Source organism: Rhodosalinus sediminis (assembly GCF_003385555.1).
Taxonomy (GTDB): domain Bacteria; phylum Pseudomonadota; class Alphaproteobacteria; order Rhodobacterales; family Rhodobacteraceae; genus Rhodosalinus; species Rhodosalinus sediminis.
This window is the reverse complement of the sequence record NZ_QOHR01000017.1, coordinates 33,993-60,529: the sequence shown is the minus strand read 5'-3', so window position 1 is coordinate 60,529 and position 26,537 is coordinate 33,993. Positions and strand designations below refer to the sequence as shown.

28 protein-coding genes are annotated in these 26,537 nt (G+C 70.9%); 10 read left to right on the top strand and 18 right to left on the bottom strand.

From position 1 onward, the window contains the following. Positions 1 to 155: 155 nt before the first annotated feature. From accB to aat, 3 genes are read left to right on the top strand one after another with little or no spacing between them, the layout of a single operon-like run. Entirely contained in the window at positions 156 to 641 is a 486-nt protein-coding gene (gene accB, locus DRV84_RS11560; protein WP_115980798.1) for an acetyl-CoA carboxylase biotin carboxyl carrier protein, read from the top strand. Between the two features lie 7 nt (positions 642 to 648). Further along, positions 649 to 1,998: an acetyl-CoA carboxylase biotin carboxylase subunit gene (gene accC, locus DRV84_RS11555; protein WP_115980795.1), complete on the top strand. Its 1,350-nt coding sequence runs from the start codon at positions 649 to 651 to the stop codon at positions 1,996 to 1,998. 10 nt (positions 1,999 to 2,008) lie between these two features. Continuing rightward, on the top strand, positions 2,009 to 2,677 hold the full coding sequence (aat, locus tag DRV84_RS11550) for a leucyl/phenylalanyl-tRNA--protein transferase (protein WP_115980792.1): 669 nt from the start codon (positions 2,009 to 2,011) through the stop codon (positions 2,675 to 2,677). Here aat and DRV84_RS11545 read toward each other — a convergent pair. The 5 genes from DRV84_RS11545 to DRV84_RS11525 all read right to left on the bottom strand — a co-directional run bounded on the left by DRV84_RS11545 (position 2,632) and on the right by DRV84_RS11525 (position 6,502). Beyond that, positions 2,632 to 2,997 carry a DUF2155 domain-containing protein gene (locus DRV84_RS11545; protein WP_115980789.1) on the bottom strand — a complete coding sequence of 122 codons (366 nt, stop codon included), beginning with the start codon at positions 2,995 to 2,997 and terminating at the stop codon, positions 2,632 to 2,634. The two genes, aat and DRV84_RS11545, sit on opposite strands and share 46 nt — an antisense overlap. Beyond that, positions 2,994 to 3,443 carry an outer membrane lipid asymmetry maintenance protein MlaD gene (gene mlaD / locus DRV84_RS11540; RefSeq protein ID WP_115980786.1) on the bottom strand — a complete coding sequence of 150 codons (450 nt, stop codon included), beginning with the start codon at positions 3,441 to 3,443 and terminating at the stop codon, positions 2,994 to 2,996. Before mlaD ends, DRV84_RS11545 begins: the two co-directional genes overlap by 4 nt. Before the next feature lie 7 nt (positions 3,444 to 3,450). Beyond that, positions 3,451 to 3,834 carry an NADH:ubiquinone oxidoreductase subunit NDUFA12 gene (locus tag DRV84_RS11535; RefSeq protein ID WP_115980783.1) on the bottom strand — a complete coding sequence of 128 codons (384 nt, stop codon included), beginning with the start codon at positions 3,832 to 3,834 and terminating at the stop codon, positions 3,451 to 3,453. Between the two features lie 650 nt (positions 3,835 to 4,484). Beyond that, entirely contained in the window at positions 4,485 to 5,747 is a 1,263-nt protein-coding gene (clpX, locus tag DRV84_RS11530) for an ATP-dependent Clp protease ATP-binding subunit ClpX (RefSeq protein ID WP_115980781.1), read from the bottom strand. A gap of 122 nt (positions 5,748 to 5,869) precedes the next feature. Continuing rightward, positions 5,870 to 6,502, bottom strand: coding sequence for an ATP-dependent Clp protease proteolytic subunit (locus DRV84_RS11525; protein WP_115980778.1), 633 nt, complete (start codon positions 6,500 to 6,502; stop codon positions 5,870 to 5,872). Positions 6,503 to 6,632: 130 nt separating this feature from the next. Here DRV84_RS11525 and DRV84_RS11520 point away from each other — a divergent pair, with 130 nt between their 5' ends. Next, positions 6,633 to 7,847, top strand: a complete 1,215-nt coding sequence (locus tag DRV84_RS11520; protein WP_115980775.1) for an FAD-binding domain-containing protein — start codon at positions 6,633 to 6,635, stop codon at positions 7,845 to 7,847. A 4-nt stretch (positions 7,848 to 7,851) separates the two neighbouring features. Here DRV84_RS11520 and DRV84_RS11515 read toward each other — a convergent pair whose 3' ends face one another. The 12 genes from DRV84_RS11515 to DRV84_RS11460 form a co-directional block, all read right to left on the bottom strand. Further along, on the bottom strand, positions 7,852 to 8,910 hold the full coding sequence (locus DRV84_RS11515) for a YeeE/YedE family protein (RefSeq protein WP_115980772.1): 1,059 nt from the start codon (positions 8,908 to 8,910) through the stop codon (positions 7,852 to 7,854). Positions 8,911 to 9,201: 291 nt separating this feature from the next. Further along, positions 9,202 to 10,464 carry an NAD(P)/FAD-dependent oxidoreductase gene (locus DRV84_RS11510; protein ID WP_115980770.1) on the bottom strand — a complete coding sequence of 421 codons (1,263 nt, stop codon included), beginning with the start codon at positions 10,462 to 10,464 and terminating at the stop codon, positions 9,202 to 9,204. 270 nt (positions 10,465 to 10,734) lie between these two features. After that, the gene (locus tag DRV84_RS11505; protein ID WP_192881418.1) at positions 10,735 to 11,457 is read right to left on the bottom strand and encodes a c-type cytochrome; all 723 of its coding nucleotides are present in this window, start codon (positions 11,455 to 11,457) and stop codon (positions 10,735 to 10,737) included. Next, complete coding sequence (locus DRV84_RS11500) at positions 11,458 to 12,648, bottom strand: c-type cytochrome (protein WP_115980767.1); 1,191 nt, start codon at positions 12,646 to 12,648, stop codon at positions 11,458 to 11,460. Further along, positions 12,632 to 13,915, bottom strand: coding sequence for a sulfite dehydrogenase (gene soxC, locus DRV84_RS11495; RefSeq protein WP_115980764.1), 1,284 nt, complete (start codon positions 13,913 to 13,915; stop codon positions 12,632 to 12,634). The genes DRV84_RS11500 and soxC overlap by 17 nt, the downstream gene beginning before the upstream one ends. A gap of 81 nt (positions 13,916 to 13,996) precedes the next feature. After that, positions 13,997 to 15,694 carry a thiosulfohydrolase SoxB gene (gene soxB / locus DRV84_RS11490; RefSeq protein ID WP_115980762.1) on the bottom strand — a complete coding sequence of 566 codons (1,698 nt, stop codon included), beginning with the start codon at positions 15,692 to 15,694 and terminating at the stop codon, positions 13,997 to 13,999. A 225-nt stretch (positions 15,695 to 15,919) separates the two neighbouring features. Next, positions 15,920 to 16,765: a sulfur oxidation c-type cytochrome SoxA gene (gene soxA / locus DRV84_RS11485; RefSeq protein WP_115980759.1), complete on the bottom strand. Its 846-nt coding sequence runs from the start codon at positions 16,763 to 16,765 to the stop codon at positions 15,920 to 15,922. A gap of 84 nt (positions 16,766 to 16,849) precedes the next feature. Then, a complete protein-coding gene (soxZ, locus tag DRV84_RS11480) occupies positions 16,850 to 17,176 on the bottom strand; it encodes a thiosulfate oxidation carrier complex protein SoxZ (RefSeq protein ID WP_115980757.1) in 327 nt (108 codons plus the stop codon). 20 nt (positions 17,177 to 17,196) lie between these two features. Then, positions 17,197 to 17,616 carry a thiosulfate oxidation carrier protein SoxY gene (soxY, locus tag DRV84_RS11475; protein WP_115980812.1) on the bottom strand — a complete coding sequence of 140 codons (420 nt, stop codon included), beginning with the start codon at positions 17,614 to 17,616 and terminating at the stop codon, positions 17,197 to 17,199. Positions 17,617 to 17,671: 55 nt separating this feature from the next. Then, positions 17,672 to 18,160 carry a sulfur oxidation c-type cytochrome SoxX gene (soxX, locus tag DRV84_RS11470; RefSeq protein ID WP_115980754.1) on the bottom strand — a complete coding sequence of 163 codons (489 nt, stop codon included), beginning with the start codon at positions 18,158 to 18,160 and terminating at the stop codon, positions 17,672 to 17,674. 123 nt (positions 18,161 to 18,283) lie between these two features. After that, complete coding sequence (locus tag DRV84_RS11465; RefSeq protein WP_115980751.1) at positions 18,284 to 18,877, bottom strand: thioredoxin family protein; 594 nt, start codon at positions 18,875 to 18,877, stop codon at positions 18,284 to 18,286. 24 nt (positions 18,878 to 18,901) lie between these two features. Then, positions 18,902 to 19,639 carry a cytochrome c biogenesis CcdA family protein gene (locus tag DRV84_RS11460; protein WP_115980749.1) on the bottom strand — a complete coding sequence of 246 codons (738 nt, stop codon included), beginning with the start codon at positions 19,637 to 19,639 and terminating at the stop codon, positions 18,902 to 18,904. A gap of 69 nt (positions 19,640 to 19,708) precedes the next feature. Here DRV84_RS11460 and DRV84_RS11455 point away from each other — a divergent pair, with 69 nt between their 5' ends. From DRV84_RS11455 to DRV84_RS11445, 3 genes are read left to right on the top strand one after another with little or no spacing between them, the layout of a single operon-like run. Beyond that, entirely contained in the window at positions 19,709 to 20,098 is a 390-nt protein-coding gene (locus DRV84_RS11455; protein WP_115980746.1) for a thioredoxin domain-containing protein, read from the top strand. Beyond that, the gene (locus tag DRV84_RS11450) at positions 20,095 to 20,595 is read left to right on the top strand and encodes a GlcG/HbpS family heme-binding protein (protein ID WP_115980743.1); all 501 of its coding nucleotides are present in this window, start codon (positions 20,095 to 20,097) and stop codon (positions 20,593 to 20,595) included. Before DRV84_RS11455 ends, DRV84_RS11450 begins: the two co-directional genes overlap by 4 nt. Before the next feature lie 44 nt (positions 20,596 to 20,639). Then, the gene (locus DRV84_RS11445; RefSeq protein ID WP_115980741.1) at positions 20,640 to 20,978 is read left to right on the top strand and encodes an ArsR/SmtB family transcription factor; all 339 of its coding nucleotides are present in this window, start codon (positions 20,640 to 20,642) and stop codon (positions 20,976 to 20,978) included. A 208-nt stretch (positions 20,979 to 21,186) separates the two neighbouring features. Here the strand turns inward: DRV84_RS11445 and DRV84_RS11440 are convergent, their stop codons facing one another. Next, positions 21,187 to 21,774: a riboflavin synthase gene (locus DRV84_RS11440; RefSeq protein ID WP_115980738.1), complete on the bottom strand. Its 588-nt coding sequence runs from the start codon at positions 21,772 to 21,774 to the stop codon at positions 21,187 to 21,189. Between the two features lie 91 nt (positions 21,775 to 21,865). Between DRV84_RS11440 and DRV84_RS11435 the strand changes: the two genes are divergently transcribed. From DRV84_RS11435 to DRV84_RS11425, 3 genes are all read left to right on the top strand, one after another. After that, positions 21,866 to 23,158 (top strand): capsule biosynthesis protein, encoded by a 1,293-nt coding sequence (locus DRV84_RS11435; RefSeq protein ID WP_115980735.1) that lies wholly within the window; start codon positions 21,866 to 21,868, stop codon positions 23,156 to 23,158. Positions 23,159 to 23,255: 97 nt separating this feature from the next. Beyond that, positions 23,256 to 24,401, top strand: coding sequence for a polysaccharide biosynthesis/export family protein (locus tag DRV84_RS11430; protein WP_239995062.1), 1,146 nt, complete (start codon positions 23,256 to 23,258; stop codon positions 24,399 to 24,401). Beyond that, positions 24,398 to 26,437 carry a capsular polysaccharide biosynthesis protein gene (locus tag DRV84_RS11425; RefSeq protein WP_239995061.1) on the top strand — a complete coding sequence of 680 codons (2,040 nt, stop codon included), beginning with the start codon at positions 24,398 to 24,400 and terminating at the stop codon, positions 26,435 to 26,437. The genes DRV84_RS11430 and DRV84_RS11425 overlap by 4 nt, the downstream gene beginning before the upstream one ends. Positions 26,438 to 26,537: the final 100 nt, after the last annotated feature.

Below are 26,537 nucleotides of genomic sequence, written 5' to 3'. Positions count from 1 at the left end.
CTCGTCGAAAACCGCATGAACCGGGAGTGAGCGGGCCCGCGGCTGACCCGGCGGCCTGCGCGCCTCTGCCCGCTTCCCTCTCCCGCGCCCTTCCCCTATAGAGGGCGCGGTCCGGGGCGCGGCCCCCGGTTTTCCGGCAACGGCGCGAGGATCCGATGACGACGCACCCGCATGACGACGACGTGGCCTTCATCCGTGCGCTCGCGGAAGTTCTGCGCGACAGCGAGCTGAGCGAGATTTCCGTCGCGCGCCAGCGCGGCGAGGAGGACCGCCTCGACGTCACGCTGAGCCGCGCGCCGGCCACGCCGCCCCCGCCGCCGGCGGCCCCGGCGGCGCTCGCGCCGCCCGCGGCGGCGCCGGCCCCCGCCGCGGAGGCGCCCGCCGCGCCGGAGGATCCGGCGGCGCATCCGGGCGCCGTCACCTCGCCGATGGTGGGCACGGTCTACCTGCAGCCCGAGCCGGGCGCGGCGTCCTTCGTCTCGGTCGGCACGCCGGTCTCGGAGGGCGACACACTCCTCATCGTCGAGGCGATGAAGACCATGAACCACATCCCCGCGCCGCGCGCCGGGACCGTCAAGCGCATCCTCGTCGAGGACGGCGCAGCGGTCGAATATGGCGCGCCGCTCGTCATCATCGAATGAGGCGCGCGTGTTCTACAAGATCCTGATCGCCAACCGGGGCGAGATCGCCCTGCGCGTCGTCCGCGCCTGCCGCGAGATGGGCATCGCCAGCGTCGCCGTGCACTCCACCGCCGACGCCGACGCGATGCACGTGCGCATGGCCGATGAAAGCGTCTGCATCGGCCCGCCCTCGGCGGCGCAGAGCTATCTCTCGATGCCCGCGATCATCTCCGCCTGCGAGGTGACCGGCGCGCAGGCGATTCACCCCGGCTACGGCTTCCTGTCCGAGAACGCGCAGTTCGTGCAGATTGTGGAGGATCACGGGCTCGCCTTCATCGGCCCCTCGGCCGAGCACATCCGCGTCATGGGCGACAAGATCGCCGCCAAGGAGACGATGAAGCGGCTCGGCGTGCCGTGCGTGCCAGGCTCCGAGGGCGGCGTGTCGGAGCTGTCCGATGCGCTCGAGATCGCGGGCGGCATCGGCTATCCGGTGATCGTGAAGGCCACCGCCGGCGGCGGCGGGCGCGGCATGAAGGTCGCCCGCGACGCCGAGGAGATGGAGCGCGCCTTCCTCACCGCGCGGGCCGAGGCGAAGGCCGCCTTCGGCAACGACGAGGTCTATCTCGAGAAGTACCTCGAGCGCCCGCGCCACATCGAGGTGCAAGTCTTCGGCGACGGGCGCGGCGGCGCCGTGCACCTCGCCGAGCGCGACTGCTCGCTCCAGCGCCGGCACCAGAAGGTGCTGGAGGAGGCGCCCGGCCCGGCCGTCACGGCCGAGGAGCGCGCGCGCATCGGCCGCGTTTGCGCCGAGGCGGTGGCCGAGCTCGGCTATTCCGGGGCCGGTACGATCGAGTTCCTCTACGAGGACGGGGAGTTCTACTTCATCGAGATGAACACCCGCCTTCAGGTCGAGCACCCGGTGACCGAGGCGATCTTCGGCGTCGATCTCGTGCGCGAGCAGATCCGCGTCGCGGAGGGCTACCCGCTGTCCTTCACGCAGGACGACCTCGCGATCCACGGTCACGCGATCGAGGTGCGCATCAACGCAGAGCGGATGCCCGACTTCGCCCCCTCGCCGGGGCGGATCACGCAGTATCACGCACCCGGCGGCTTCGGCGTGCGCATGGATTCGGCGATCTACGACGGCTACGTGATCCCGCCCTTCTACGACAGCCTGATCGGCAAGCTCGTGGTGCACGGGCGCGACCGGGCGGAGGCGCTCTCGCGGCTCAACCGCGCGCTCGGCGAGCTGATCGTGGACGGGGTGGACACGACGATTCCCCTCTTCCGCGCGCTTCTCGAGGAGGAGGCCGTGCGCACCGGCGACTACACGATCCACTGGCTCGAACACTGGCTCGAGCGTCAGGCGGCGGCCTGACGCGCGCGCGATGAGCGGCGCGCCGCTGGACGGCGGAGGGCTGACGCCCGAGCTGGTGCTGCGCGCCTATGCGGCCGGGCTGTTCCCGATGGCCGAGCGCCACGACGACCCGGAGCTGTTCTGGGTCGATCCGCGCCGCCGCGGGGTGATCCCGCTCGACGGGTTCCGCATCTCGCGCTCGCTCGCGAGGCGGCTGCGGCGCGACGACTACCGCGTGACGGTGGACGCCGACTTCGAGGGCGTGATCGACGCCTGCGCCGACCGGGAGGAGACCTGGATCAACGCCGAGATCCGGCGGCTCTGCCTCGCGCTGCACGGCCTCGGGCACGCCAATTCGCTGGAGGTCTGGATGGAGGGGCGCCTCGCCGGCGGGGTCTACGGCGTCACGCTCGGCGCGGCCTTCTTCGGCGAGAGCATGTTCTCGCGCCGCACCGACGGGTCCAAGATCGCGCTCGCGTGGCTCGTGGACCGGCTGCGGCGCGCGGGCTTCCTGCTCTTCGACACGCAGTTCCTGACGCCGCATCTCGCGTCGCTCGGCGCAGTGGAGATCTCGCGCGCCGAGTATCACCGCCGGCTCGCCCGCGCGCTCGCGCGGGAGGCGGATTTCACCGCCCCCGCCCTGCCCGCCTCGGGTCAGGAGGTGGTGCAGCGCAACACCCAGACGTCGAAGCGCGCGTGATCGAGCGGGTTGAGCGCCGGCGAGGAGGCGACCATCCAGCCGCGAAAGACGGGCTCTGCCTCGCCCGCGTCGCGGATCTCGAGGAAGGCCCAGGCGTCGGTCGCGGGGCTGCCCGCGGGGTGGCGGCACTCCTCCAGCCGGATCTCGAGCCGCCCGAGCTCCGTCCGGGCGCCGTTGCGGAGGGTCACGTCCTCGACCGCGCCGCTGATCTTGTCGAGCGCGCGCAGCACCGCGCCGGTGCCGCGCTCGGCCTCGCGCGCGTCGTCCTGCGCGGCGGCGGCCATGACGGGCGCGAGGGCGCAGAGCGCGGCGCGGATCATTCCTCCCCCTCGCCCGAGACGAAGCGCACGAGAAGCGAGGTGAGGCTCACCGCGCCCTGAGTGTCGATGATCTCCTCGCCCGGCGCGAAGTAGCCCATGGAGCCCCCGGGCGAAATCTCGACGAAGTTTCCGCCGAGAAGCCCCTCGGAGGCCACGACCGCGGCGCTGTCGTCGGGGATGCGCACGCCCTGATCCAGCGTGAAGGTCGTCTCGGCGCGGTAGGTCTGCGTGTCGAGCGCCACGTCCGTCACGGTGCCGATCTTGACGCCCGCGAGGCGCACGTCGGTGCCCACGGTCACCCCCTCGGCCGAGCGGAAGCTCGCGGTGAGCGGATAGCCGCCCCGCTCGCCGCCGAAGCCCGTGACCTGCCCGGCGTAGACGACGAAGCCCGCCGCCACGGCGAGCACCGCGGCGCCGAGCACGATTTCGCCCGCGCTGTGGCTCATCGCGCGCTCACTCCGGCGTCCAGGGCTCGTAATCGCGGCGCGGCTCGGGGTTGACCCGCCGGATCGACCCCGCGGGCGCATAGGCGAGCGCGGTGCCGGTCAGGTTCTCCTGATGCGGGCGCTCCCAGGCCTTGTGCTGCATCGGCCGCTCGGTCGGCGGCTCGTGCCATGTGTAATGCAGCCAGCCGTGCCAGTCGGGCGAGACGCGGCTCGCCTCCGCCTCGCCGTTGTAGATCACCCAGCGCTTCGTGTCGTCGGCGTTGCGGTAGAAGGCATTGCCGGCCTCGTCCTCGCCCACCTTCACGCCGTTGCGCCAGGTGAAGATCTGCGTGCCGATCGTCTGCCCGTTCCACCAGGTCACGACGCGGTTGAGGAAGCTCAAGATGCCCATGCGGTCCTCCGGCTGTCCTGTGTCATATGGACCAGCGCAGGCGCGAGGTCCAGAGCGGCGCGGCCTGTGCGGGCGCGCGGCCCGCTCGCCCGTGTCTGCGCGACGGGCGGACGCCGGAATGACGGGCGCGACGGATACGGCGAGGATCGAGGGGGCGGCGCGTGCCGACCGCGCGCAGCCTCTCGCCCGCGGCGCATTGGCCGTGACCGGCCCCGGCGACCGCGTATCGGCGCGGAGACTGCCCTGCTGCCGGCGCTGCGCCTGCGGCGGGGGGCGTCGCAGCGCCTGCGCCTCCACGCGCCGGACAGGGCGCTCCTTCGCGCGAACGGGCTGGCGGGGCGAATCGATCTGCGCGCCGACGGTTCGCACGACCTGGCCCGCGAGGCCCTGCGCGCGGAGGTCCGGCACGCCGGTCCAATCCTCGACCGGCCAGTTGCGGTGGCGGCGCTGCGGAGCGTCGCGCCCGCGCATGTCCGTTCACCGACGCCGCGCAGGCTCAAGACGCGGCAGGGGCGCGCGCGGGCCGACGAGCCGAGGCCGCGCTCGAGCCCGCCGCGATCCCGGAAAGCGTGCAGGCGACGCATCGCCCCCGCTGAAACGACGAAACCCGCGCCGGCGCGCGGGTTTCGACAGTCGTGCTCTCGCCGCGGTCAGCCGGCCGAGGCGGGCTCCTTCTGCTGATCGGCGTAGATCATCAGCGGCTTGGAGTCCGAGGTCACGACTTCGTCGTTGACGACCACCTCGGTCACGCCTTCGGTGCCGGGCAGCTCGAACATGGTGTCGAGGAGGATGTCCTCGAGGATCGAGCGCAGGCCGCGAGCGCCGGTCTTGCGACGGATGGCGCGGCGGGCGATGGCGCGCAGCGCCTCCTCGGTGAAGGTGAGCGTCACGTCCTCGAGCTCGAAGAGACGCTGATACTGCTTGACGAGCGCGTTCTTGGGCGCGGTCAGGATCTCGACCAGCGCATCCTCGTCCAGATCCTCGAGCGTCGCGACGACCGGCAGGCGGCCGACGAATTCGGGGATCAGGCCGAACTTCAGCAGGTCCTCCGGCTCGAGGTCGGCGTAGATCTCGCCGACGGAGAGATCCTCCTGCCCACGCACATCGGCGCCGAAGCCCATCGCGCTGCCCTTGTGGCGCTGCGCGATGATCCGGTCGAGCCCGGCGAAGGCGCCGCCGCAGATGAAGAGGATGTTGGTGGTGTCCACCTGCAGGAATTCCTGCTGCGGATGCTTGCGCCCGCCCTGCGGCGGGACGGAGGCCACCGTGCCCTCCATCAGCTTCAGGAGCGCCTGCTGCACCCCCTCGCCCGAGACGTCGCGGGTGATTGAGGGATTTTCCGACTTGCGGGTGATCTTGTCGACCTCGTCGATGTAGACAATACCGCGCTGCGCCCGCTCGACGTTGTACTCGCTCGCCTGAAGGAGCTTCAGGATGATGTTCTCGACGTCCTCGCCGACATAGCCCGCCTCGGTCAGCGTGGTGGCGTCGGCCATGGTGAAGGGCACGTCGAGGATGCGGGCGAGCGTCTGCGCGAGCAGCGTCTTGCCGCAGCCCGTCGGGCCGATCAGCATGATGTTGGACTTGTTGAGCTCTATGTCGCTCGACTTCTCGGCGTGGTTGAGGCGCTTGTAGTGGTTGTGCACCGCCACTGAGAGCACGCGCTTCGCCATCGCCTGCCCGATGACGTAGTCGTCGAGCACCTCGGCGATTTCCTTCGGGGTGGGCACGCCGTCGGAGCTCTTGAAGCCGGCGCCCTTCGTCTCCTCCCGGATGATGTCCATGCAGAGCTCGACGCATTCATCGCAGATGAACACCGTCGGCCCGGCGATCAGCTTCCGCACCTCGTGCTGGCTCTTGCCGCAGAAGGAGCAGTAGAGCGTGTTCTTGCTGTCGCCTGAATTCGTCGCCATCTTCCACCTTTCGGCCGGGTCTCGTGCCGGGCGCCGCGTGGCGCGCCGGCGGTTGGCCTGTCTAGAGAAGCTTAGGGCAGCCTCCTGACCTCTACAATGTCAAAGTTTCCCAGACACTGGGATCAGCTTTCCGCCTCCTCGTGCTTGCCGCGGTTTTCGACGATCTCGTCGATGAGCCCCCACTCCTTCGCGTCCTCGGGGGACATGAACTTGTCGCGCTCGAGCGCCGCCTCGACCGCCTCGAGGGTCTGGCCGGTGTGGTGCACGTAGATCTCGTTCAGGCGGCGCTTGAGCTTCAGCGTCTCCTCGGCGTGGATCATGATGTCCGTCGCCTGCCCCTGATAGCCGCCCGAGGGCTGGTGCACCATGATGCGGCTGTTGGGCAGCGAGAAGCGCAGGTCCTTCGAGCCGGCGGTGAGCAGGAGCGAGCCCATCGAGGCCGCCTGACCGACCACCAGCGTCGAGATCTTCGGCTTGATGTACTGCATCGTGTCGTAGATCGAGAGCCCCGAGGTCACCACGCCGCCGGGACTGTTGATGTACATCGAGATCTCTTTCTTCGGGTTCTCCGCCTCGAGATGCAGGAGCTGCGCGACCACGAGGCTCGACATCCCGTCGTGCACCGGGCCGGAGACGAAGACGATGCGCTCCTTCAGCAGGCGCGAGAAGATGTCGTAGGCGCGTTCGCCCCGGCTGGTCTGCTCGACCACCATGGGGACGAGCGTGTTCATGTAGGTGTCGATCGGGTCGTTCATGCTGCTCCTGCCTGCGCTTGTGCTGCCGGGTCTCCGTCTGACCCCGGAGTCTTAGTGCCGGCACCGGACCCCTGCAAGGGCGCGACCCTCACGCTTGGCGCGGGGGCAGGCCGCGCTAGCTCGGCTCCCGATGACGGATACCGCCCCCCTCCCCCCGCTCGACCGCTTTCCGCCGACCCGGGCCGCCGGGCTCGAACGGCTGCGCGATTTCCTGCCCCGCGCGGGCGCCGACTACGCGCGCCGGCGCAATCACGACATGGGCCGCGACGCGCATGACGGCGTCTCGCAGCTTTCGCCGTGGATCCGCCGGCGCCTGATCACCGAGGAGGAGGTGCTCGCCGCCGTCCTCGCGCGGCACTCGCGGAACGCGGCCGAGAAATTCGTGCAGGAGGTCGTCTGGCGCACCTTCTGGAAGGGCTGGCTGGAGCGCCGCCCCTCGGTCTGGACGATGTACCGCGCCGGCCTCGCCCGCGCGCTCGACCGCGTCGCGACCGAGGGCGGCCTGCGCCGCGACTGGGAGGCCGCCTGCCACGGCGAGACGGGGATCGACGCCTTCGACGCCTGGGCGCGCGAGCTGGTCGAGACCGGGTACCTGCACAACCACGCGCGGATGTGGTTCGCCTCCATCTGGATCTTCACGCTGCGCCTGCCGTGGGAACTCGGCGCAGATTTCTTCCTGCGCCACCTGCTCGACGGCGATCCGGCCTCCAACACGCTGTCGTGGCGCTGGGTCGCGGGGCTGCAGACGAAGGGCAAGAGCTACCTCGCGCGGCCCGACAACATCGCCAAGTACACCGGCGGGCGCTTCCGCCCCGAGGGCCTCGCCACGAGCGCGCCGCCCTTCGACGGGCCGGAGCATCCGCCGCTCGGCCCCGCGCCGGTCTCCGATCCGATCGACCCGGCGGCGCCCACCGGGCTCCTCCTGACCGAGGAGGACCTCGCGCCGGGGTTTCTCTTCGAAAGCGGCGTGCAGCCCCGCGCGACGGCCTTCCTCGATTGCACCGCGGGCCTGAGCCCGCTCGCCGTCGCGCCGCATGTGAGCGCCCATGTCGCGGGCGCGATGGAGGACACCGCCGCGCGCTGGTCGGAGCGATTCGGGCCGGTGACCCGGCTCGGGAGCGCCGATCAGATCGCCGACTGGGCCGCGCGCGAGGGGCTCGCGCAGGTGGTCACGCCCTGGCCCTGCACCGGCCCGGCGGCCGACGCGCTCGCCGGGACGGGCGTGCTGCGCCACGTGCGCGCGCTCGACGCCGCCGCATGGCCGCACGCGACGCACGGCTTCTTCCGGTTCAAGACACACATCCCCGCGCTTCTCGGGCAGGTGACGGGGCGCGACGCCGCCTGAGCGCTCACTCCGCCGGCTGGCGGAACCCCTCGATCAGCTGGCGCAGCCCCAGCGCGGCCCCCGCGAAGACGGCGAGGAAGGTGACCGGCGCGCTCACCGCCAGCGTCGAGAAGGCGGTGAGCCCCTGCCCGACGCTGCAGCCCATGGCGACCACGGCGCCGCCGCCCATCAGGATCGCTCCGAAGATCTGGCGGCGGAGTTCCCGCGGGTCCTCGCAGGCCTCCCAGCGGAAGTGGCCCTTCACGAGCGAGCCGATGAAGGCGCCGAGCCAGACGCCCGCGACCGAGCCGACGGCGAAGCTCAGCGGCCGCGCGCTGCCGGTCATGGCGAAGAGGATCGATTCGCCCACCGGCGCCGAGAAGGAATGCGAGACCACGGGCAGCGCCTCGAAGCCCGTCGCGGCGACCCAGTGGGTGCCCGCCCAGCCGCTCACCACGGCGAGCCCGACGACGGCGGCCCAGAAGATCGATTTCGGGCTGCGGCGCAGCTCCGGCGAGGCGAGCGCGAGCGCGATGAGGCCTGCGCCCGCCGCGAGGCCGAAGAGCGCGGGCGGCAGCCCGGTCCAGGCCGCGGCGTAGGCCGCCAGCGCCGGCGGCGTGCCGGTCACCGCCTCCTGCGGGAAGAGCCAGTTGCGCAGCGGCGCGAGCGGCCCGGCGAGCACCGCGTAGGCCGAGACGCCCATCACCAGAACGATCACGAAGCTGCGCAGATCGCCGCCGCCGAGCCGCGCGATCGCTCCGTAGCCGCAGTTCCCGGCGAGCGCCATGCCGTAGCCGAAGGCGAGCCCGCCCAGAATCGAGGCGAGCGGCATCCAGCGGATCGAGTGATAGAAACTCGCCCCCGGATCGAAGAGCCCGAGCCCCGCGAGCGCGAAACTGCCCGCCACGGCGACGCCGATGGCGAGGCACCACATCCGGAGCCGCGTGTCGCTGCCGCCGTAGAGGAGGTCCTCGATCGCGCCGAGCGTGCAGAAGCGCCCGAGCCGCGCGGCGAGGCCCAGAAGCACGCCCCCCGCGACACCGACCGCCGCGACGATCCATGTTTCCGGAAACAGTTCCAGCATGTCAGCCCTCCCCGGGCCTCGCTTCCCCAAAGGGCACTATGTCGCAGCGCGGGACGGAAGACAACGGCATGCCGGACGGCGGGCGCCGGAGGCAGGGGGGCTGTCCGCCCCCTCTTGGCCTGCGGCCAATTCACCCCCCGAGGATATTTGAGCCAAGAAGAAGGACCGGCCCCCGCGCGGGCGATCGGGGACCCCCTCAGCCGGTCGGGCACGCGGCGCCGGCGCGACGGGCTCCGCCGGCCCTGTCGGGCGGACCGGCCGCGCCCGTCGGTGCGGCCGGCCGCGGGCGCGTCAGCCGAACATGTCGCTCGTGATGCCGGAATACCAGCCGAGGCTTTCCTCGTAGGTCTGGCGGCGCAGCGCCGCGTCCTCGCCGGTGTCGCTGATGAAGGACGAGACGGAGGCGATCTTCTCCTCGGTGGGCTCGTAGGAGGCGCCGACCTTCACGCCGTCCTCGGTGGCGATCAGCGACCAGCAGGTGTTGGAGTAGCGCGCCGGGAAGACCGCGCTGCCGGTGAGCTCGCCCCGGATCGCCATGGCGGCGACCTTGGCCTGGCTGTTGGCGGAGAAGCCGGATTTCGGCATGTCGCCCTGGCTCGTCGCGTCGCCCAGAACCCAGACGTTGGGGTCCTTCTTCGAGCGCATGCTGTCGGGTTCGACCGGCGCCCAGTTCCCCTCGGTCAGGCCCGCCTGATGGGCGATGCGGCCCGCCTTCTGCGCCGGGATCACGTTGCAGGCGTCCACCTTCTCCACCATGCCGTCGATCGAGACCGTCATCGCGGCCGGATCGACCTCCACCTTGTCGCCGCCGAAGTCGGGGCCGATGCGCTCGATCATGCCGGAATAGTGCTTCTGCCAGCCCTCCTCGAAGAGCGCCTGCTTGGAGAACTTCGCCTTGGGGTCCACGATCAGGATCTTGGCGGTCGGGTTCACTTGACTGAGCGCGTGGGCGACCATCGAGACCCGCTCGTAGGGGCCCGGCGGGCAGCGGTAGGGGTTGGGCGGCGCGACCATGGCGTAGCGCCCGCCCTCGGGCATGGCCATGACCTGCGCCTTGAGAAGCTCGGCCTGCGTGCCGCCCTTGTAGGCGTGGGGCATCGCGTCCTGGTCCGCCACGCTCCAGCCCGGGACCGAGCCCTCGACGAAGTCGATGCCGGGGCTCACGACCAGCCGGTCGTAGGGGAGCGCCCCGCCGCTCGCCAGCGTGACGCTTTTGGCGTCGCGGTCCACGGCGGTGACCCAGTCGTGGACGACGTTGATCCCGTAGTCCGCGGCCAGCGTGCCGTAGCCGTGGCCGAGGTCGTCCATCTCCTGAAAGCCGCCGATGTAGAGGTTCGAGAAGAAGCAGGTGTAATAGGTGCGCGTGGGCTCGATCAGCGTGACGTCGATGGCGCCCTCGCTGTCCTTGGCGATGTAGCGCGCGGCGGTGGCGCCGCCGCAGCCGCCGCCCACGACGACGACGCGGGGCCGTCCCTGCGCGCGGACCATGGGCGCGGCGAGCGTGGCCGCCGCGGCGGCCGTCGTGCCGATGAAGGCGCGTCGGTCGAGTGTCATGTCTCCTCCCTTTCTCGCGCGGGATGCCCCCGCGTCGTGCTTTTTACGCAGCGTCATGATGGTGCCCTCTCGTCGCCTCTCGGTCCAGAGTTTCCTCGCGCCGACGCGGGGGGACAAGGCGCCAGGGGCGCGTGGGCCGCGGGCGGTGGAGCGGATGGTTTGCGCGGCGGGCCGCTCGGGGGCGCGCGTTCCGCGGGGGCCGGTCGGGCGCGGGACGGCGGCGCGCGCGGCGCGGCGAAAAAAGGACGTCGGCCGCGGGGGCGGGCCGCGTCAGTCGATGCGCGCGAAGTAGGCCGCGAGCGCCGCGATCTCGTCGTCGGAGAGGCGCTTGGCCATCATCTGCATCACCGGGTGGGGGCGGATTTCCTGCCGGTAGGCGTGCATGGCGACGACGAAGTCCTCCTCCGGCCAGTTGGTGATGGAGGGGATGCCGTCGCTCGCCCCGTCGCGGCGGTGGCAGGTGGTGCATTCGGCCGAGAGGTATTCGCCGTAGGCCGGGTCGCCCGCGATCTCGAGCACCTCGGGCGGCAGGTCGACCTCGCGGACGATGGCGGTGGGCTCGGCCTCGGGGATGTTCGCGGGGCTCGCCGAAAACTGCCGGAGGTAGGCGAGCAGGTCGGCGCGGTCCCCGGCGCTTTCCATGCCGGGGTAGGCCATGCGCGTGCGCGAGACGAGGGCGCGCGGGTTCTCGATGTAGGCGTCGAGCGTCTCGAGCGTCCAGGTCAGCCCATCGGCGCCCATCCGCGCGAGGCCCTCGGAGTAGGGGAAGCCCTCGATCGCGCCGGCGCGGCGGCCGAAGATGTCGTTGAGATGCGGGCCGATGCGGTTCTCCGCCTCCGGCCCGACCTGATGGCAGCCGACGCAGTCGGTGAAGAGCTCCGCGCCGCGCTCGGCGTCGCCGATGGGCGCGGCCTCTTCGAGCGCGACGGCGGCGCCCCCGGGGAGCGCCGCCGCCGTGAGGATCACGGCGATATGGGCCGCGATCCGCGCCATCTAGTCGGACTGATGGGTCTTGAGGAACTCGATCACGGCCGCCACGTCCTCATCGCTGCGCAGGCCGTTGAAGGACATGGTCGTGCCTTCCACGTAGTCACGCGGCTTGACGAGAAACTCGGCGAGCGTCTCCTCGTTCCAGACCATGCCCTCTTCGCCCATCTCCTCCATGGAGGCAGAATAGCGGAACCCGTCGATCCCGCCCATGGGCCGTCCGATCAGATCGTTGAGCTGCGGGCCGACGCGGTTCTGCGCGCCCTCGCCGACCATGTGGCAGGCCTTGCACTGGCGGAAGACGCCCTCGCCCTCCTCGGCGAGCGCCATGTCGATCTGCATGCCGTCGCCGCCCTCGTCGGCGGGCGCCGCGGCCTCGACCGGCTCGGCGGCGGCCTGCTCGGTGGTCTCGGCCTCGGCCTCGTCCTCCGGCGTCACGTCGAGGATCGTGGCGCGCATGGTGATCTCAACCTCGTCCTTGCAGTTTTCCATGCAGGGCTCGGTGCGCCACTTGACGTATTCGGTCTCGGGCCGGTCGTCGACGATGAAGCCATCGGCGTTCGGCATCTCCACCTCGGTGAAGTTCTCGTCCGAGAGCACGAAGTCGCTTTCCACGAGGAAGTTGGAGTAGAGGATGTAGGCGGTGATGGCGTAGACCTCGTCGTCCGAGAGGGTCTGCGCCGCGCCGTAGGGCATGGAGCGGTGCACGTAGTCCCAGACGGTCGAGAGATAGGGCCAGTAGCTGCCGATCGTCTTGACCGGGTCCTCGTCGGCGAGCGTGCCGTCGCCGCCCGCGAGCGGAGGCCAGTTGCCGACGCCCTCGGCGAACTCGCCGTGACAGACGGCGCAGTTCTGCGAGAAGAGCATCTCGCCGTCGCGGACCGAGCCCGAGCCTTCGGGCAGGCCGCTGCCGTCGGGCATGATGTCCACGTCCCAGGCCGCGATTTCCTGCGGAAGCGCCTCACGGCCGAGGCCGTAGACCGCGCCGGCACCGCTCGCTTCGGCGTTCGCCGCCGCGATCAGGCCGCCGGACGGCTCGGGCTCGGGCGCGCGCTCGGCGAGCATCGGGTCCGGCCCGGCGAGCGCGGCGCGCTCGGGATAGGCGGTCACGTTGCGGTCGGCGAAGTTATAGGCCGCCGTCAGCACGACGGCGACGCCGAGGGCCGAACCGCCGTAGAGCTTAAGAGACTTCGACATTTTCGGCCTCTCCGTTCGTCTTGACGTGCCAGGTCTGGATGGCGTTGTTGTGATAGATCGAGTTCAGCCCGCGCACCTCGCGGAGCTGCGCCTTGGTGGGCTGGACGTAGCCGGTCTCGTCGATCGCGCGGGACTGCAGGAGCAGCTCCTCGCCCTCCCACGTCGTGTCGAGGTAGAAGCGCGCGACGGCCTTGGGATCGCCCGGCTGCGCGAGGCGCGCGGTCTCCCAGGTCTTGCCGCCGTCCTTGGAGACGTCCACCCGCGTGATCGCGCCGTGCCCCGACCAGGCGAGGCCGGTGATGACGAGCGGGCCGGGGCCGTGCTGGATCGGCGCCTGCGGCGAGGGCGAGGTGATGACCGACTTCGCGTCCATCTCCCAGGTCCACTTGCGCGCGGTGCCGTCCTCGAGGACGTCGGTGTACTTCGAGGTCTCCTCGCGGCTCTCGACGGCGGCGTCGGTGACCTCCACGCGGCGGAGCCACTTCACCCACATGTTGCCTTCCCAGCCCGGCACCACGAGGCGCACGGGATAGCCGTGCTCCTTGCGGAGCGCCTCGCCGTTGGCCTTGAAGGCGACGAGCACGTCGTCCATCGCCTTGGACATCGGGATCGAGCGGCCGTTGGAGGAGGCGTCGTGCCCCTCGACGTAGATCCACTTGTCCTCGAGGTCGCCCGCGGCCTCGAGGCCCGCTTCCTGCAGGAGCGTGCGCAGGGGCACGCCGGTGTATTCCATGTTGTGGATCATGCCGTGGGTGAACTGCGCGCCGTTGAGCTGCGCGCCGGCCCATTCCATGCCGGAGTTCGCCGCGCATTCGCAGAAATAGACGTGCTGCTCGCGCGGGAGGCGCTCCAGATCCCAGTAGGAGAAGACCAGCGGCCGGTCCACGAGGCCGTTGATCATCAGCCGGTAATCCTCCTTGCGGAGCTCGATCGCGCCGGAGTGATGGCGCTCGAAGGCGCAGCCCTGCGGCGTGATCGTGCCGTCGAGCGCGTGGATCGGCGTGAAGTTGATCGAACTGATCGTGTCCGCGGTCAGCCATTCGACGTTGCGGCGTATGACATGATCCTCGAACTCGATCGGCATGCCGTAGGGCGTGGCGTCCACGCCCTCGCCGAAGCCGGTCGCCCACGGCTGAAGCTCGGTGATCTTCGGATCCGGCGTCGCCGCGCCGCTGGCCGAAGCCGCGACCGCGCCGGCGCCGGCGGCCGCCGCGCCGGACAGGAACTGCCGGCGCGAGGGGGTCGGTCCCTTGAAGCTCTGCGTCATCTCTCTGCGTCTCCCTTCAGATCATCGAATTCGCTTTCGTGAATTCGATGGACAGACTGCGGCCCCGCGAGGCCGGGCGTCTCAGACGCCCGTGACCTCGACGGAGGTGTTCGGCTCCATCCTGATGGTGCCCTTCTGGCGGATGTGATCCTCCACCACGTCCCAGATTTGCGGTCCCTCGGTCCCCTCGTTCACGCTGGCCCAGCCGGCGACGACGTAGGAACGGGCGGGGTCGATCGGCTCCCCGGTCTTCAGGAAGGTCATCTCCGAGATCCGCTCGCCCGCCGGCGCGGTCACGTCGATGCGGTAGCCGAGGCCGCCCATCCGGACCATGTCGCCGCCCTGCTGGTAGTAGGGGTCGGGGTTGAAGAGGTTGTCGGCGACGTCCTCCATCACGACCTTCAGGAATTCCCCCGTCATCTCGGTGCGGTAGGCGCGCCCGTAGGTCATCGAGGTGACGTTCCAGATGTCCTCGCGGGTGATGTCCTGCCCCGGGATCATCGAGGGGCCCCAGCGCACGCCCGGCGACATGGCGATCTCGGCGTCGCGCTGTTCGATCAGCGCCTCGCAGATCAGGTCGTCCCAGGTGCCGTTGAAGTTGCCCCGGCGGTAGAGCAGGCTCTCCGTCTGGCCGATCACTTCCGAAAGCTCCGCCTCGAAGGGCGCGCGCTCGGCGTCGATGGCGGCGGCGACCTCCGGGTCCGGCTCGATCACGTCCGAGAAGATCGGGATCAGCTTGTGGCGGAAGCCCATCATGCGCCCGTCGCGCACGTCGAGATCGACGCGGCTCACGAACTTGCCGTTCGAGCCGCTGGCGATCAGGATCGTGTCGCCCACCATCACCGGCTCGGGCAGCGCGTCGTGGGTGTGCCCCGTCAGGATCACGTCAATGCCCGAGACCTGGCTCGCCATCTTCTTGTCGACGTCGAAGCCGTTGTGGCTGAGGCAGACGACGAGCTCGGCGCCCTGCGCGCGCACCTCGTCGACCATCGCCTGCATGTTCTCGTCGCGGATGCCGAAGGTGTAGTCGGGGAACATCCAGCCGGGGTTGGCGATCGGCATGTAGGGGAAGGCCTGCCCGATCACCGCGATCTTGACGCCGCCGCGCTCGAAGAACTCGTAGGGCTTGAAGCGCTCGGCCGGCTCGTCCCACATCGCGTCGAAGACGTTCTGCCCGAGCGCGGCGAAAGGCAGCCCCTCGACCAGCTCGCGGATGCGGTCCTGTCCCAGCGTGAACTCCCAGTGGAAGGTCATCGCGTCGGGGCGCAGCTTGTTCATCACGTTGACGACGTCCTGCCCCTCGGTGTGGTAGCAGGTGTAGCTGCCGTGCCACGTGTCGCCGCCGTCGAGCAGCAGCGCGTCGGGCCGCTCGGCGCGGATCGCGTTCACGACCGTGGCGACGCGGTCCATGCCGCCCATCTTGCCGTAGGTCTGCGCCAGCGCGGAGAAATCGTTGTAGGTCAGCGCGTAGTGCGAGGGGCTGCCGTCCTCGATGCCGTAAAGGCGGCGGAAATCGGCGCCGGTGATATGCGGCACCTCGCCCTTGTTCGGGCCGACACCGAGATTGATCGAGGGCTCGCGGAAATAGATCGGCTTCAGCTGCGCGTGAATGTCGGTGATGTGGATCAGCGACACGTTGCCGAAGCTGTCGAACTCCAGAAGCTGGTCCTGCGTCAGCGCCTGCTGCGCCGCGAGCCGCGACCAGTTGCCGAAGCCCGAGGCCCCGACCAGCGCGGAGGCGGCCATGCTCGCTTGCAGGAAATCGCGGCGGGAGATCATCGGTGCCAGGCTCCGTTCTTGTCGTTCGTCAGGATGAGAGGGGCCATGCCCCTCCCGCGCGGGCGGGAGGGATATGGCGTGTCAGGCTGTCACGAGCCTCAGTTGCGGACGGCCGGACCCTCGACCGAGAGGCCGTTGCCGCGCGAGGCGACGTAGAGCNGGTCGGCGGTCAGTCCCCTCCCGCCTGGGCGGGAGGGGATATGCCGTGTCGTGCTGTCATGCGGATCAGTTGCGGACGGCCGGTCCCTCGACCGAAAGCCCGTTGCCGCGCGAGGCGACGTAGAGCTCGAGCGCCACGAAATCCTCGCTGCCGATCTCGTACGGCACGCCGCGCGTGTCCCGGATGCAGCCGTTGAAGCGGTTGTGCATCGACACGAGGTTCGCCTGCTTGAGCCGGTAGGTCGGGAAGCCGTTGATGTGCCCCTGGCTCAGGTGGTCAGCGCGGATATTCATGTCGTAGTTTTCTTCGTGACACGTCGCGCAGGCGAGCTCGAGCTGGCCGTAGCGGGTGTAGTAGATCTCCTTGCCCCGCTCCCAGGTCTCGCGCACGGGGCCGTCGATCTGCACGTCCACCGTCATGCCGCGCGAGACGGAGGAGATGAGCGCCGTCATGTTCTTCATCTCCTGGCTGTCCCAGCCCCAGGGCTCGGCCTCCATGCGCTCGGTCCGGCACTCGTTGACGTACATCTCGGCCGTGTAGACTTTGCCCGCCTCCTCGTTCCACTTGGGAAGCTCGGCGCGCAGCCCTTCGAGCGACTCCGGGTCCTCGTGGCAGCTCGCGCAGGACTGATCGGCGGCGCCGTCCTTCGCGTACCAGGCGTCCCGCGCCTCGTCGACGTAGATCATCGCCGGGTTGTCGAAGTCGTCCATCTGCAGCGACTGGGTCTCTTCCGTGCGGAAGGTCCAGCCGGAGCGGATGGTGCGCAGGCCGTCGAGATGCTCGGGCGCCTCGGTCTCGGTCGTCATCTCGATCTGGCCGTTGACCACGAGCTTGGCGTCCGGGTTCGCGGCCAGCATCGCCGGCGTCACGAGAGCGAGCGCCGCGGCGGCCGTCATTGTGTTGAATTTCATTCGCTTCCTCCCTTGGGGCCGCCCCGCGCGACGGACGCGCGGGGCGGATCTGCCTTGGGGCGCGGGTGCGGCCCGGCGCTTGGCTCAGCTCACCTCGACGGACTTGGTCTCTTCGTAGACGGAGCCGTCGTCGTCGTACCAGGTGAACTGGAAATCGCCCGATTCCGGGATCTTAACCTCGAACTCGAAGTAGGGGTTCGTGGAGATCGCGGGCTCCATCGTCACGTCGATCACGTTCTCGCCGTTGAAGTCGCAGGTGAAGCGATTGATGATCTGCCGCGGGATGGTGTTGCCCTGGCTGTCCTTGCGCTGACCCGATTCCATCGGGTGGCTGATGAGCGTCTTGATCGTCGCCACGTCGCCTGCGGAGGCGGAGCGCGGCGTGCGGACGCGGGGTCTGACGTTGTCCATGGTCGTGTCCTCCTGTTCTCTCAGCCGCCGCAGCCGCCGATGGTGACTTTCACTTCCTTGGAGGTGCGCGCGAAGCTGCCGTCGGCCATCTTCGCCACGGCGATCACGTCCTGCGTGCCGGCGAGGCGGATGCGCGTGCTCGCGCTCGACGAGCCAGCGAGCGGGCCGAAGTTGAAGGTGGCCACGGGCGGCGTCGGGTTGCCGGCCGCGAGCACCATGATCGACGCCGCACCCTCGGCCGAGACGCTGATCGGCACGGTGTTGCCGTTCTCCGCGATCTCGGGCGCGTCGAGCGTCACGCCGCCCTCGGCGACGTCCGCGCCGCCGGTGAATTCGTTGACGAGCTCGTCAACGGTGGCCGCCGAAGCGCCGACCGGCAGCAGCGTCAGGGCCGCCGCGCCGGCGCCGAGCGCCAGTGTCTCACGTCTGGTGAAATCCATCTCGATCCTCTCCTTCATGGGTTCCGGGCATCGGTGTCCGGGGCGCGCGATCGCGTCAGTCTTCCCAGTGCAGGGTGGACAGGAACGCGACCACATCCTCGATGTCCTGCGCCGAAAGCAGGGGCGGCAGCGGCTCCTCCGCCGGCTTCTTGGTGAACGCCTGCCCGGGACGGACGTAGCCGGAGGTCTTGAAGTAGGCCGGCATGATCGTGCCCGGGTAGGTCTGTTTCGCGTCGACGAGCAGACCGCGCAGCTGCGCCTCGTCCCAGCGATCCGCGACGCCGTCGAGCGGCGGGCCGACCTCGCCGTGGAAGGGCGCGAAATCCAGCGCGCTGACCATGTGGCAGGAGATGCAGTTGCCCTCCGACTTGGTCACCATGATCTCCGCGCCGCGCTCGGGGTCGCCGGGCGTGTCGGTCAGCGGCTCGGCGACGCCGCCGTATTCGCCGAAGCTGATCTCCTGCGCGTAGGCCCCCTCGTCGGCCTGCGCCGCGCCGGCCAGCGCGATGACGCAGCTCGCAAGGATGGTTGCGGTCTGTTTCATGAATCCTCCCTTGGCTTGCCGGTCCGTCGCCGACCGCTCGCTTTGTATACCGTAGGCGACATAGTGTCGCAACGCAACAACGAATTCACGGATGTGAATAACATGCTGCGTCGCGGCATGACCTCAGTCGGCGCCCTCCGCGCGCTCGCGGATGCGGCGGGCGTGGTAGCGCTGGAAGTCCTCGTCGGTGTCCATGGCGTAGCGCTTTTCCTTGACCCAGGTCAGCAGGTCGAGCGTCGTCTGCCAGCCGAAGGCGCCCGGCATCGTGGCCACCGCCGCCTCCGGCGCGCTCGTGTCCTCGGGCACCTCCTCGGGGAAGAACATCAGCGTCGGGGTGAAGAGAATCCCCCACTTCCGCGCCATCGCCTTCTCGGGCAGCACCTCGCCGTCGAAGTCGGTGACCTCCAGGTCGCCGTGCAGGTTGAGCTGCACGACGAAGAAGTTCTCCTCAATGTAGTCGGCGATCTCGGGGCGCGGGAAGACCTCCTCGTGCATCTTCTTGCAGTAGATGCAGCCGCGCTGCTCGAAGATGATGGCGAAGCGCTTGCCCTGCGCGCGCGCCTCCGCGAGGTCGCCGCGCAGGTCCATGAAGGTCTGCGCCATCCAGGGCGCCTTGTGCAGCCCGTCGTCGCCCATCCGCGTCTCCGCGCCCGCGGGCAGGGCCAGCGCCGCCGCCGCCGCGATCCCGAGAATCGCGCGTCTCGTCCATCCGGTCATGGTTCTCTCCTCCCTGTGACGGTCTCAGCCGAGGCGGGTGAAGCCGGGCGCCACCTCGATCATCCAGTTGGCGATGACGTTGACCATGTCCGTCGCGATCAGCGCCGCGAAGAGCAGAAGCATCCCGCCGAGCGCCGTCTCGACGTGGCGCATCAGGCCGCGATGGCGCTGCACCCAGCCGAGGAACGGTCGCGCGAAGAAGGCCGCCACCACGAAGGGCGCCGTCATCGCCAGCCCGTAAACCATCAGAAGCAGCCCGCCCCGCGCGATGTCGCCCATGCCGCTCGCGATCATCAGGATCGAGGCGAGCGCCGGGCCCACGCAGGGCGTCCAGCCGAAGCCGAAGGCGAGCCCCATGACGTAGGCGCCGAAGAGCGTCGAGGGCTCCGCCGTGCTCTCGATCTTGGCCTCGCGGTAGAGAAAGCCGATGCGCAGCACCCCGAGGAAATGCAGCCCGAAGACCGCGAGCACCGCCGCCGCGACGTAGCGCAGCGGCTCGCGCCAGGCGGCGAAGGCCTCGCCCACCGCGGTCGCGCCCATGCCGAGCAGCACGAAGATCGTCGTCACGCCGAGCGCGAAGGCGACGGCCGAGATCACGAGCCGGCGCTGCGCCCCCGGCGCGATCGCCCCGTCGCCGCGCAGCTCCTGCATCGAGACGCCGGCCATGTAGCTCAGGTAGAACGGCACCATCGGCAGGATGCAGGGCGTGAAGAACGACAGGAGCCCCGCCGCCGCCGCGCCCGCGAAGGAAATCTCCAGCATGGCCGCTCCTTGTGCCATTCACGTATTCATATTACGTTGAGTGAAACGGCCCGTCCGATCAAGAGGCAGATGCCCATGCGCCGCGCGCTCCTCGCCGCCGCCCTGCTCGCGCCCCTGCCTGCGCAGGCGGCCGACCTCGTCATGGTGGAACAGCCCGGCTGCACCTATTGCGAGGCCTGGATGCGCGAGGTCGCGCCGGAATACCCCAAGACCGACGAGGGCCGCTTCGCGCCCCTGACCACCGTGCGCCTGCGCGAGGCGCCGCCCGAGGGCATGACCTTCGACCGCCCGGTGGTCTTCACGCCGACCTTCGTCCTCGTCGAGAACGGCGCGGAGATCGCCCGCCTCGAGGGCTACCCGGGCGAGGATTTCTTCTGGGGCCTGCTCGGACAGATGCTCGAAGAGCACACCGACTACGCCCCCGACGCTGCAGACGACACAGAGGGAGGAGGGACATGAAGAAGATTTTCGCCGCCGCCGCGCTCAGCGCGAGCACCGTCGCCGCGCCCGCGCTCGCGCAGGACGCCTTCGTGGAGTTCCGCGCGCTCACGCCCGAGCTGGCGCAGCGCGCCGCCACCGCCGCGCTGGAGCACTGCCGCGCCGAGGGCTACCAGGTCGGCGTCACCGTCACCGACCGCTTCGGAACGCCTCAGGTCTTCGTGCGCGACCGCTTCGCCGGCGCCCACGTCCACGAGACCTCGCTGCGCAAGGCCTGGACCGCGGTGAGCTTCCGCACGCCCACCTCCGAACTCGCCGAGGCGACCGAGGCGGGCACCGAGGCCTCCGGCATCCGCCACCTGTCGCAGGCGCTGCCGCTCGGCGGCGGCATGATGATCCGCGCCGGCGACGGCGACGTGGTCGCCGGTATCGGCGTCTCCGGCGCGCCGAGCCCGTCGCTCGACGACGTCTGCGCCGAGGCGGGCATCGCCGCGATCGAGATGGACATCGCCTTCTGAGCGCCGCCGCCGCAGACATCAGCACCGCAGGAAAGGCCCGCGCAATGGCATTGCCCGTCATCGACCCCGGCATGACGGAAGCCGAGCTCGACCGAATCGTCGACAAGGCCGAGACCGCCTCGGCCTTCCTCAAGGCGATCAGCCACGAGGGCCGGCTGATGATCCTCTGTCACTTGGTCACCGGCGAAAAGTCGGTGACCGAGCTCGAGGAGCTGCTCTCGGCCCGCCAGGCGGCCGTGTCGCAGCAACTCTCGCGCCTGCGCCTCGAGGGCCTCGTGGTGCCCCGCCGCGACGGCAAGACCATCTACTACCGCCTCGCCGACGATCGCCCCCGGAAGATGCTGGAGACGGTCTACGACCTCTTCTGCCGCGACGAGCCCTGACGCGGCCCGTCGAAGGCGCGGAAGGTCGCCACCTGCGCCCGCGGATACGGGCGAGGGGCTCTGCCCCTCGCGCTCCCCGGAGTATTTTCGCCAAGATGATGGAGCCTACACACCCCATCATCTTGGCCCAAATACTCTCGGGGGGTGAGGCGGCGCAGCCGCCGAGGGGGGCAGACAGCCCCCCTGCTCCGGCCGGCCGTCGCGCGCGTCAGCCGGCCTCGGCGAGCCGCGCGACGTAGCGGGCGAGCGTGTCGATCTCGAGGTTGACGGCATCGCCCGGCGCCACCTCGCCCCAGGTCGTCACCTCCTTGGTATGCGGGATGAAGTTCACGCCGAAGTCGCGCCCCGCGACGTCGTTCACGGTGAGCGAGGTACCGTTCAGCGCGACCGAGCCCTTGGGCGCGATGAACTTCGCCAGCCCCTCCGGCGCGCGGAAGGTGACGCGGGTGCTGTCGCCCTCCTCCTCGACCGCCACGACCTCAGCCACGCCGTCGACGTGGCCCGAGACGATGTGCCCGCCGAGCTCGTCGCCGACCTTCAGCGCGCGCTCGAGGTTGACGCGCTTGCCCGGCGTCCAGTGCCCGAGGTTCGTCTTGGACAGCGTCTCGGCGGAGTAGTCCACCTCGAACCAGTCGGGCCCGAGCGCCACCACCGTCAGGCACACGCCGTCGCAGGCGATGGAGGCGCCGATCTCGATGGTGCCCGTGTCGTAGCCCGTGGCGATCCGCGCGCGGGTGTCGCCGCGGCGCTCGAGGCTGCGGATTTCGCCCAGATCGGTGACGATGCCCGTGAACATGCCCTGCTCTCCCTTTCGCCCCTTCGGGCGGTCATAATTTCGGCGCGTTCCTATCCTACCCGAGCGGGGAGATGTAAGGGCGATGCGACCGATGACCACCGCGACCGGCGACGGCAGGGTGTTTCTCTTCCTCCAGGGGCCGCACGGGCCCTTCTTCGACGCGCTCGGGGCCATGCTGCGCCGCGCGGGCGCGACGGTCTGGCGGGTGGGCTTCAACGCGGGCGACGCGGCCTTCTGGTCCGACCGCGCGCGCTACATCCCCTATCGCGCGGCGCCCGAGGACTGGCCGGATCGCCTCGCCGCGCTTCTCGACGCGCAGGGCGTGACCGACCTCGTCCTTTACGGCGATACGCGGCCGGTGCACGCCGCCGCCGTCGCCGCCGCCCGGGCGCGCGGCCTCACCGTGCACGTCTTCGAGGAGGGCTACCTCCGGCCCTGGTGGGTCACCTACGAGCGCGGCGGCTCCAACGGCAACTCCCGGCTGATGGAGATGAGCGTGGCCGAGATGCAGGCCGCCCTCGCGCTGTCGGACCCGGACGATCCGCTGCCGCCCGCGCACTGGGGCGACACGCGCCAGCACGTCTTCTACGGCGCGCTCTACCATTTCCACGTCCTGCTGCGGAACGGCGCCTACCGGGGCTTTCGCCCGCATCGCGCGCTCGACGTCGGGCAGGAGTTCCGCCTCTACCTGAAGCGGCTCCTGACGATGCCCGCGCTGCGCGCCGAGCGCGCGCTCGCCACACGGCGGGTGCGCGGCGGGGGCTTTCCCTATCACCTCGTGCTTCTGCAGCTCGAGCACGACAGCGCCTTCCAGAGCCACTCGCCCTTCGCCAGCACCGCGGAGTTCCTCGATCTGGTACTCTCCGGCTTCGCCGCCGGCGCGCCGCGCCATCACCACCTGGTCGTGAAGGATCACCCGCTCGAGGACGGGCGCGCGCAGGTGCGCCGCACCCTCTCCCGTCTCGCGCGGTCCCACGGGATCGAGGACCGCCTGCACTACGTCCGCGGCGGCAAGCTCGCCCGGCTCCTCGACGAGGCGCGCAGCGCGGTCACCGTCAATTCCACCGCCGGGCAGCAGGCGCTCTGGCGGGGTCTGCCGCTGCGCTGCTTCGGCCGCGCCGTCTACGCCAAGCCCGAGTTCGTCTCCGAGCAGCCCCTGCCCGAGTTCTTCCGCCGGCCGGTGCGCCCCGACGCCCGCGCCTACCGGGAGTTCCGGCGCTACCTTCTCGAGACGAGCCAAGTGCCCGGCGGTTATTACTCCGCGCGTGGGCGCCGGCAGCTGTTGCGGCAGGTGGTGGACATGATCCTCGCCCCCGAGGATCCCTACGACGCGCTCAAGGCCGGGACCGCGGCGCCGCGGCAACAGTTGCGCGCCGTCACCTGAGCCGCGATTCGCGGCGGTTGGCGCGGCCCGCGCATTTCGGCTACACAGGTGTCAAAAGATAAAGGCAGGACAGACCAAGGTCGAGGGAGACCGAGCAGTGACTTCCCATCATCGCTGGGCGCGCCCCGTCGCCCTGCTCCTCATCGCCGCGCTCGTCGCGGGCTGCGGCCTGCCGCGCGGCGGTCCGACGAAACGCGAGATCTTCGCCGGCTCCGTCCAGAACGAGGGCGACGCCTTCGTGCTCGCCGTGAACGACCGCGTGACGCGGGCGACCGCCGTGCAGCCGGCGCTCGGCTTCTCGGATGCGTTCCGCTCCGCCGGTGTCCTCGGCTCCGACACCATCCGGCCCGGCGATACGCTGGGCCTCACCATCTGGGAGAACGTCGACGACGGGCTCCTCTCTAGCGAGGGGACCAACTTCACCACCCTCGAGGAGGTGCAGGTCGACGGCTCCGGCTTCATCTTCGTCCCCTACGCCGGCCGCATCCGCGCCGCCGGCAACACGCCCGAGGCGGTGCGCCGCATCGTGACCGAGCGCCTCGCCGAGCAGACGCCGGACCCGCAGGTGGCCGTGCGCCGCCTCGCCGGCGACGGGGCCAGCGTCTCGATCTCCGGCGTGGCGGGCGGCCCCGGCGTCTATCCGATCGAGCGGCCCACCCGGACGCTCTCGGCCATGCTCGCGGCGGCCGGCGGCGTCGCCGTCGCCCCGGAGGTCGCGCAGGTCACCGTGGTGCGCGGCGACCGGCGCGAGACGGTCTGGTATCAGGACCTCTTCGAGGATCCACGCTTCGACATCGCCCTGCGCGACGGCGACCGCATCCTGATCGAGGAGGACAGCCGCGCCTTCACCGTGCTCGGCGCGACCGGCGCGCAGGCGCAGGTCCCCTTCGAGCGGCAGACCCTCTCGGCAGTCGAGGCGCTCGCGCGCGTCGGCGGGCTGCAGACGGCCGCGGCGGACCCGACCGGCGTCTTCGTCTTCCGCAACGAGCCCGAGGCGATCGCGCGGCAGGTGCTCGCCCGCGACGACCTGATCGGCGCGCAGCGCATGATCTACGTGCTCGACCTGACACAGCCGAACGGCATGTTCCTCGCGCGGGATTTCCTGATCCGCGACAGCGACACGCTCTACGTCACCGAGGCGCCCTTCACGCAGTGGAGCCGCGTGATCTCCGCCTTCACCGGCACGCTCGGCACCGTGTCGCAGGTCGATTCCGCCGCCTCCGCGATCAGCGGCGACGAGTGACGACAGACCCGGCGCGGGAGAGCGACGCCGGGGGCGCGCGCCCCCGGCGTCTCTGCGTTTTCAACGGCGGGTTCCTCGCGCAGCGCCGCCTGCGCCGGATTCTCGCCCTCGCCGGCTACCGCGTCGCGCTCGGCCTGCCGCGGTCGGGCGACATGGTCGGCGTCTGGGGGCAGAGCCCGACCGCCTGGCGCGGCGAACGGGTCGCGGCGCGCACGGGGGCGCCGCTACTGCGGGTCGAGGACGCCTTCCTGCGCTCGCTCTTTCCGGCCCGCGCGCGCGGCGAGGCGCCGCTCGGCCTCCTCCTCGACACCCGCGGCGTGCATTTCGACGGCCGCGCGCCCTCGGATCTGGAGCATCTGCTCGCCACGCATCCGCTCGACGACACCGCGCTTCTCGACCGCGCCCGCGAGGGGATCGCGCGCCTCAGAGAGGCGCATCTGACGAAATACGCCGCCGTCGACCCCGATCTGGCGCCGCCCGCGCCGGGCTACGTCCTCGTCCTCGACCAGACGCGCGGCGACGCCTCGGTGCGCGCGGCCGGCGCCGGGCGCGCGCGCTTCCGCGAGATGCTCGCGCGCGCGGCCGAGGAGCACCCGGGCGCCCGCATCCTGATCCGCACCCACCCCGAAACCTCGGGCGGCCACCGCCCCGGCCACTTCGGCCCGGAGGACGCCGGCGGGCGCGTCTCGCTCGTCGCGGGGCCGCACTCGCCCTGGCGGCTCCTCGAGGGGGCGGTCGGCGTCTACACGGTCTCCTCGCAGATGGGCTTCGAGGCGATCCTCGCCGGCCACCGCCCCCGCGTCTTCGGCCAGCCCTTCTACGCCGGCTGGGGGCTCACGGCGGACGAGGAGGCGCCCGCTCGCCGGGGCCGGCGCCTGACGCGGGCGCAGCTCGTCGCCGCGGCGCTCATTCTCCATCCCACCTGGTACGACCCCTGCCGCGACCGCCTCGCCTCCTTCGAGGAGGCGCTCGACACGCTCGAGGCGGAGGCGCGCGCCTGGCGCGAGGACCGCCGCGGCTGGGTGGCGAGCGGCATGCGCCTCTGGAAGCGCGCGCCGCTCCAGCGCTTCGCCGGGCGCCACCGCGGCCTCGTCTTCGAGGATCGCCCCGCGCGCGCGGCGGCCCGCGCCACGCGGGAGGACCGCCGCCGCATGGTCTGGGCGAGCGCCGCGCGCCCCGACGACGACGCCGTGCGCGTCGAGGACGGCTTCCTGCGCTCGCGCGGCCTCGGCGCCGAGCTCGTGCCGCCCCTCAGCCTCGTCTTCGACGATCTCGGCATCTACTACGACCCGCAGCGCGAAAGCCGCCTCGAACGCCTGATCGCCGCCTCGGCCGATCTCCGGCCCGGTCAGCGCGCCCGCGCCGAGGCGCTCGCGCGCTTCCTCGCCGAGACCCGCGTGACGAAATACAACCTCCCGGGCGCGCGGCCCGAGCTGCCGCCGGGCCGCCGCCTCCTCGTGCCCGGGCAGGTGGAGGACGACGCCTCCATCCGTCTCGGCGCCGGCGCGGTGGCCACCAACCGCGCGCTCCTCGAAGCCGCGCGCGCCGCCAATCCCGACGCGATCCTCCTCTACAAGCCCCACCCTGACGTGGAGGCCGGCCTGCGCCCCGGCGCCCTGCCCGAGCGGGAGGCACTGCGCCACGCCGACGCGGTGCTCGCGCGGGCCGACCCGGCCGCCCTCCTCGACGCGGTGGACGAAGTCTGGACGATGACCTCGCTCCTCGGCTTCGAGGCGCTTCTGCGCGGCGTGCCCGTCACCACGCTCGGCGCGCCCTTCTACGCGGGCTGGGGCCTCACCCGCGATCTCGGCCCCGTGCCCGCGCGGCGGCGCGCCCGCGTCGATCTCGCCGGGCTCCTCCACGCCGCGCTGATCGCCTACCCGCGCTACCACGACCCGGTCACCGGCCGCCCCTGCCCGCCGGAACTCGCCGCCGAGCGCCTCGCCCGCGGCGCCCTGCCCCGCCGCGGCATCGCCACACGCACGCTGGCCAAGCTTCAGGGCCGCTTCGCCGGATACGCCCACCTCTGGCGCTGACCCCCGCGCCCGAGCCACCGCCGCAAGGGCCCACACGGTCCGCCCCATCATCTTGGTCCAAATACTCCGGGGGTGAATTGGCCGTCAGGCCAAGAGGGGG

Bases quoted from the DNA above. Each gene is read 5' to 3' on its own strand.
- DRV84_RS11450 (WP_115980743.1), top strand. From the start codon at position 20,095: ATGAAGAAGATTTTCGCCGCCGCCGCGCTCAGCGCGAGCACCGTCGCC.
- DRV84_RS11535 (WP_115980783.1), bottom strand. From the start codon at position 3,834: ATGGGCATCTTGAGCTTCCTCAACCGCGTCGTGACCTGGTGGAACGGG.
- soxY (WP_115980812.1), bottom strand. From the start codon at position 17,616: ATGGATTTCACCAGACGTGAGACACTGGCGCTCGGCGCCGGCGCGGCG.
- soxZ (WP_115980757.1), bottom strand. From the start codon at position 17,176: ATGGACAACGTCAGACCCCGCGTCCGCACGCCGCGCTCCGCCTCCGCA.
- accB (WP_115980798.1), top strand. From the start codon at position 156: ATGACGACGCACCCGCATGACGACGACGTGGCCTTCATCCGTGCGCTC.
- DRV84_RS11500 (WP_115980767.1), bottom strand. From the start codon at position 12,648: ATGTCGAAGTCTCTTAAGCTCTACGGCGGTTCGGCCCTCGGCGTCGCC.
- DRV84_RS11510 (WP_115980770.1), bottom strand. From the start codon at position 10,464: ATGACACTCGACCGACGCGCCTTCATCGGCACGACGGCCGCCGCGGCG.
- DRV84_RS11525 (WP_115980778.1), bottom strand. From the start codon at position 6,502: ATGAACGACCCGATCGACACCTACATGAACACGCTCGTCCCCATGGTG.
- DRV84_RS11465 (WP_115980751.1), bottom strand. From the start codon at position 18,877: ATGACCGGATGGACGAGACGCGCGATTCTCGGGATCGCGGCGGCGGCG.
- clpX (WP_115980781.1), bottom strand. From the start codon at position 5,747: ATGGCGACGAATTCAGGCGACAGCAAGAACACGCTCTACTGCTCCTTC.
- aat (WP_115980792.1), top strand. From the start codon at position 2,009: ATGAGCGGCGCGCCGCTGGACGGCGGAGGGCTGACGCCCGAGCTGGTG.
- soxA (WP_115980759.1), bottom strand. From the start codon at position 16,765: ATGAAATTCAACACAATGACGGCCGCCGCGGCGCTCGCTCTCGTGACG.
- soxX (WP_115980754.1), bottom strand. From the start codon at position 18,160: ATGAAACAGACCGCAACCATCCTTGCGAGCTGCGTCATCGCGCTGGCC.
- DRV84_RS11455 (WP_115980746.1), top strand. From the start codon at position 19,709: ATGCCCATGCGCCGCGCGCTCCTCGCCGCCGCCCTGCTCGCGCCCCTG.
- DRV84_RS11460 (WP_115980749.1), bottom strand. From the start codon at position 19,639: ATGCTGGAGATTTCCTTCGCGGGCGCGGCGGCGGCGGGGCTCCTGTCG.
- DRV84_RS11445 (WP_115980741.1), top strand. From the start codon at position 20,640: ATGGCATTGCCCGTCATCGACCCCGGCATGACGGAAGCCGAGCTCGAC.
- DRV84_RS11545 (WP_115980789.1), bottom strand. From the start codon at position 2,997: ATGATCCGCGCCGCGCTCTGCGCCCTCGCGCCCGTCATGGCCGCCGCC.
- DRV84_RS11515 (WP_115980772.1), bottom strand. From the start codon at position 8,910: ATGCTGGAACTGTTTCCGGAAACATGGATCGTCGCGGCGGTCGGTGTC.
- soxC (WP_115980764.1), bottom strand. From the start codon at position 13,915: ATGACGCAGAGCTTCAAGGGACCGACCCCCTCGCGCCGGCAGTTCCTG.
- mlaD (WP_115980786.1), bottom strand. From the start codon at position 3,443: ATGAGCCACAGCGCGGGCGAAATCGTGCTCGGCGCCGCGGTGCTCGCC.
- DRV84_RS11435 (WP_115980735.1), top strand. From the start codon at position 21,866: ATGACCACCGCGACCGGCGACGGCAGGGTGTTTCTCTTCCTCCAGGGG.
- DRV84_RS11505 (WP_192881418.1), bottom strand. From the start codon at position 11,457: ATGGCGCGGATCGCGGCCCATATCGCCGTGATCCTCACGGCGGCGGCG.
- DRV84_RS11440 (WP_115980738.1), bottom strand. From the start codon at position 21,774: ATGTTCACGGGCATCGTCACCGATCTGGGCGAAATCCGCAGCCTCGAG.
- soxB (WP_115980762.1), bottom strand. From the start codon at position 15,694: ATGATCTCCCGCCGCGATTTCCTGCAAGCGAGCATGGCCGCCTCCGCG.
- DRV84_RS11520 (WP_115980775.1), top strand. From the start codon at position 6,633: ATGACGGATACCGCCCCCCTCCCCCCGCTCGACCGCTTTCCGCCGACC.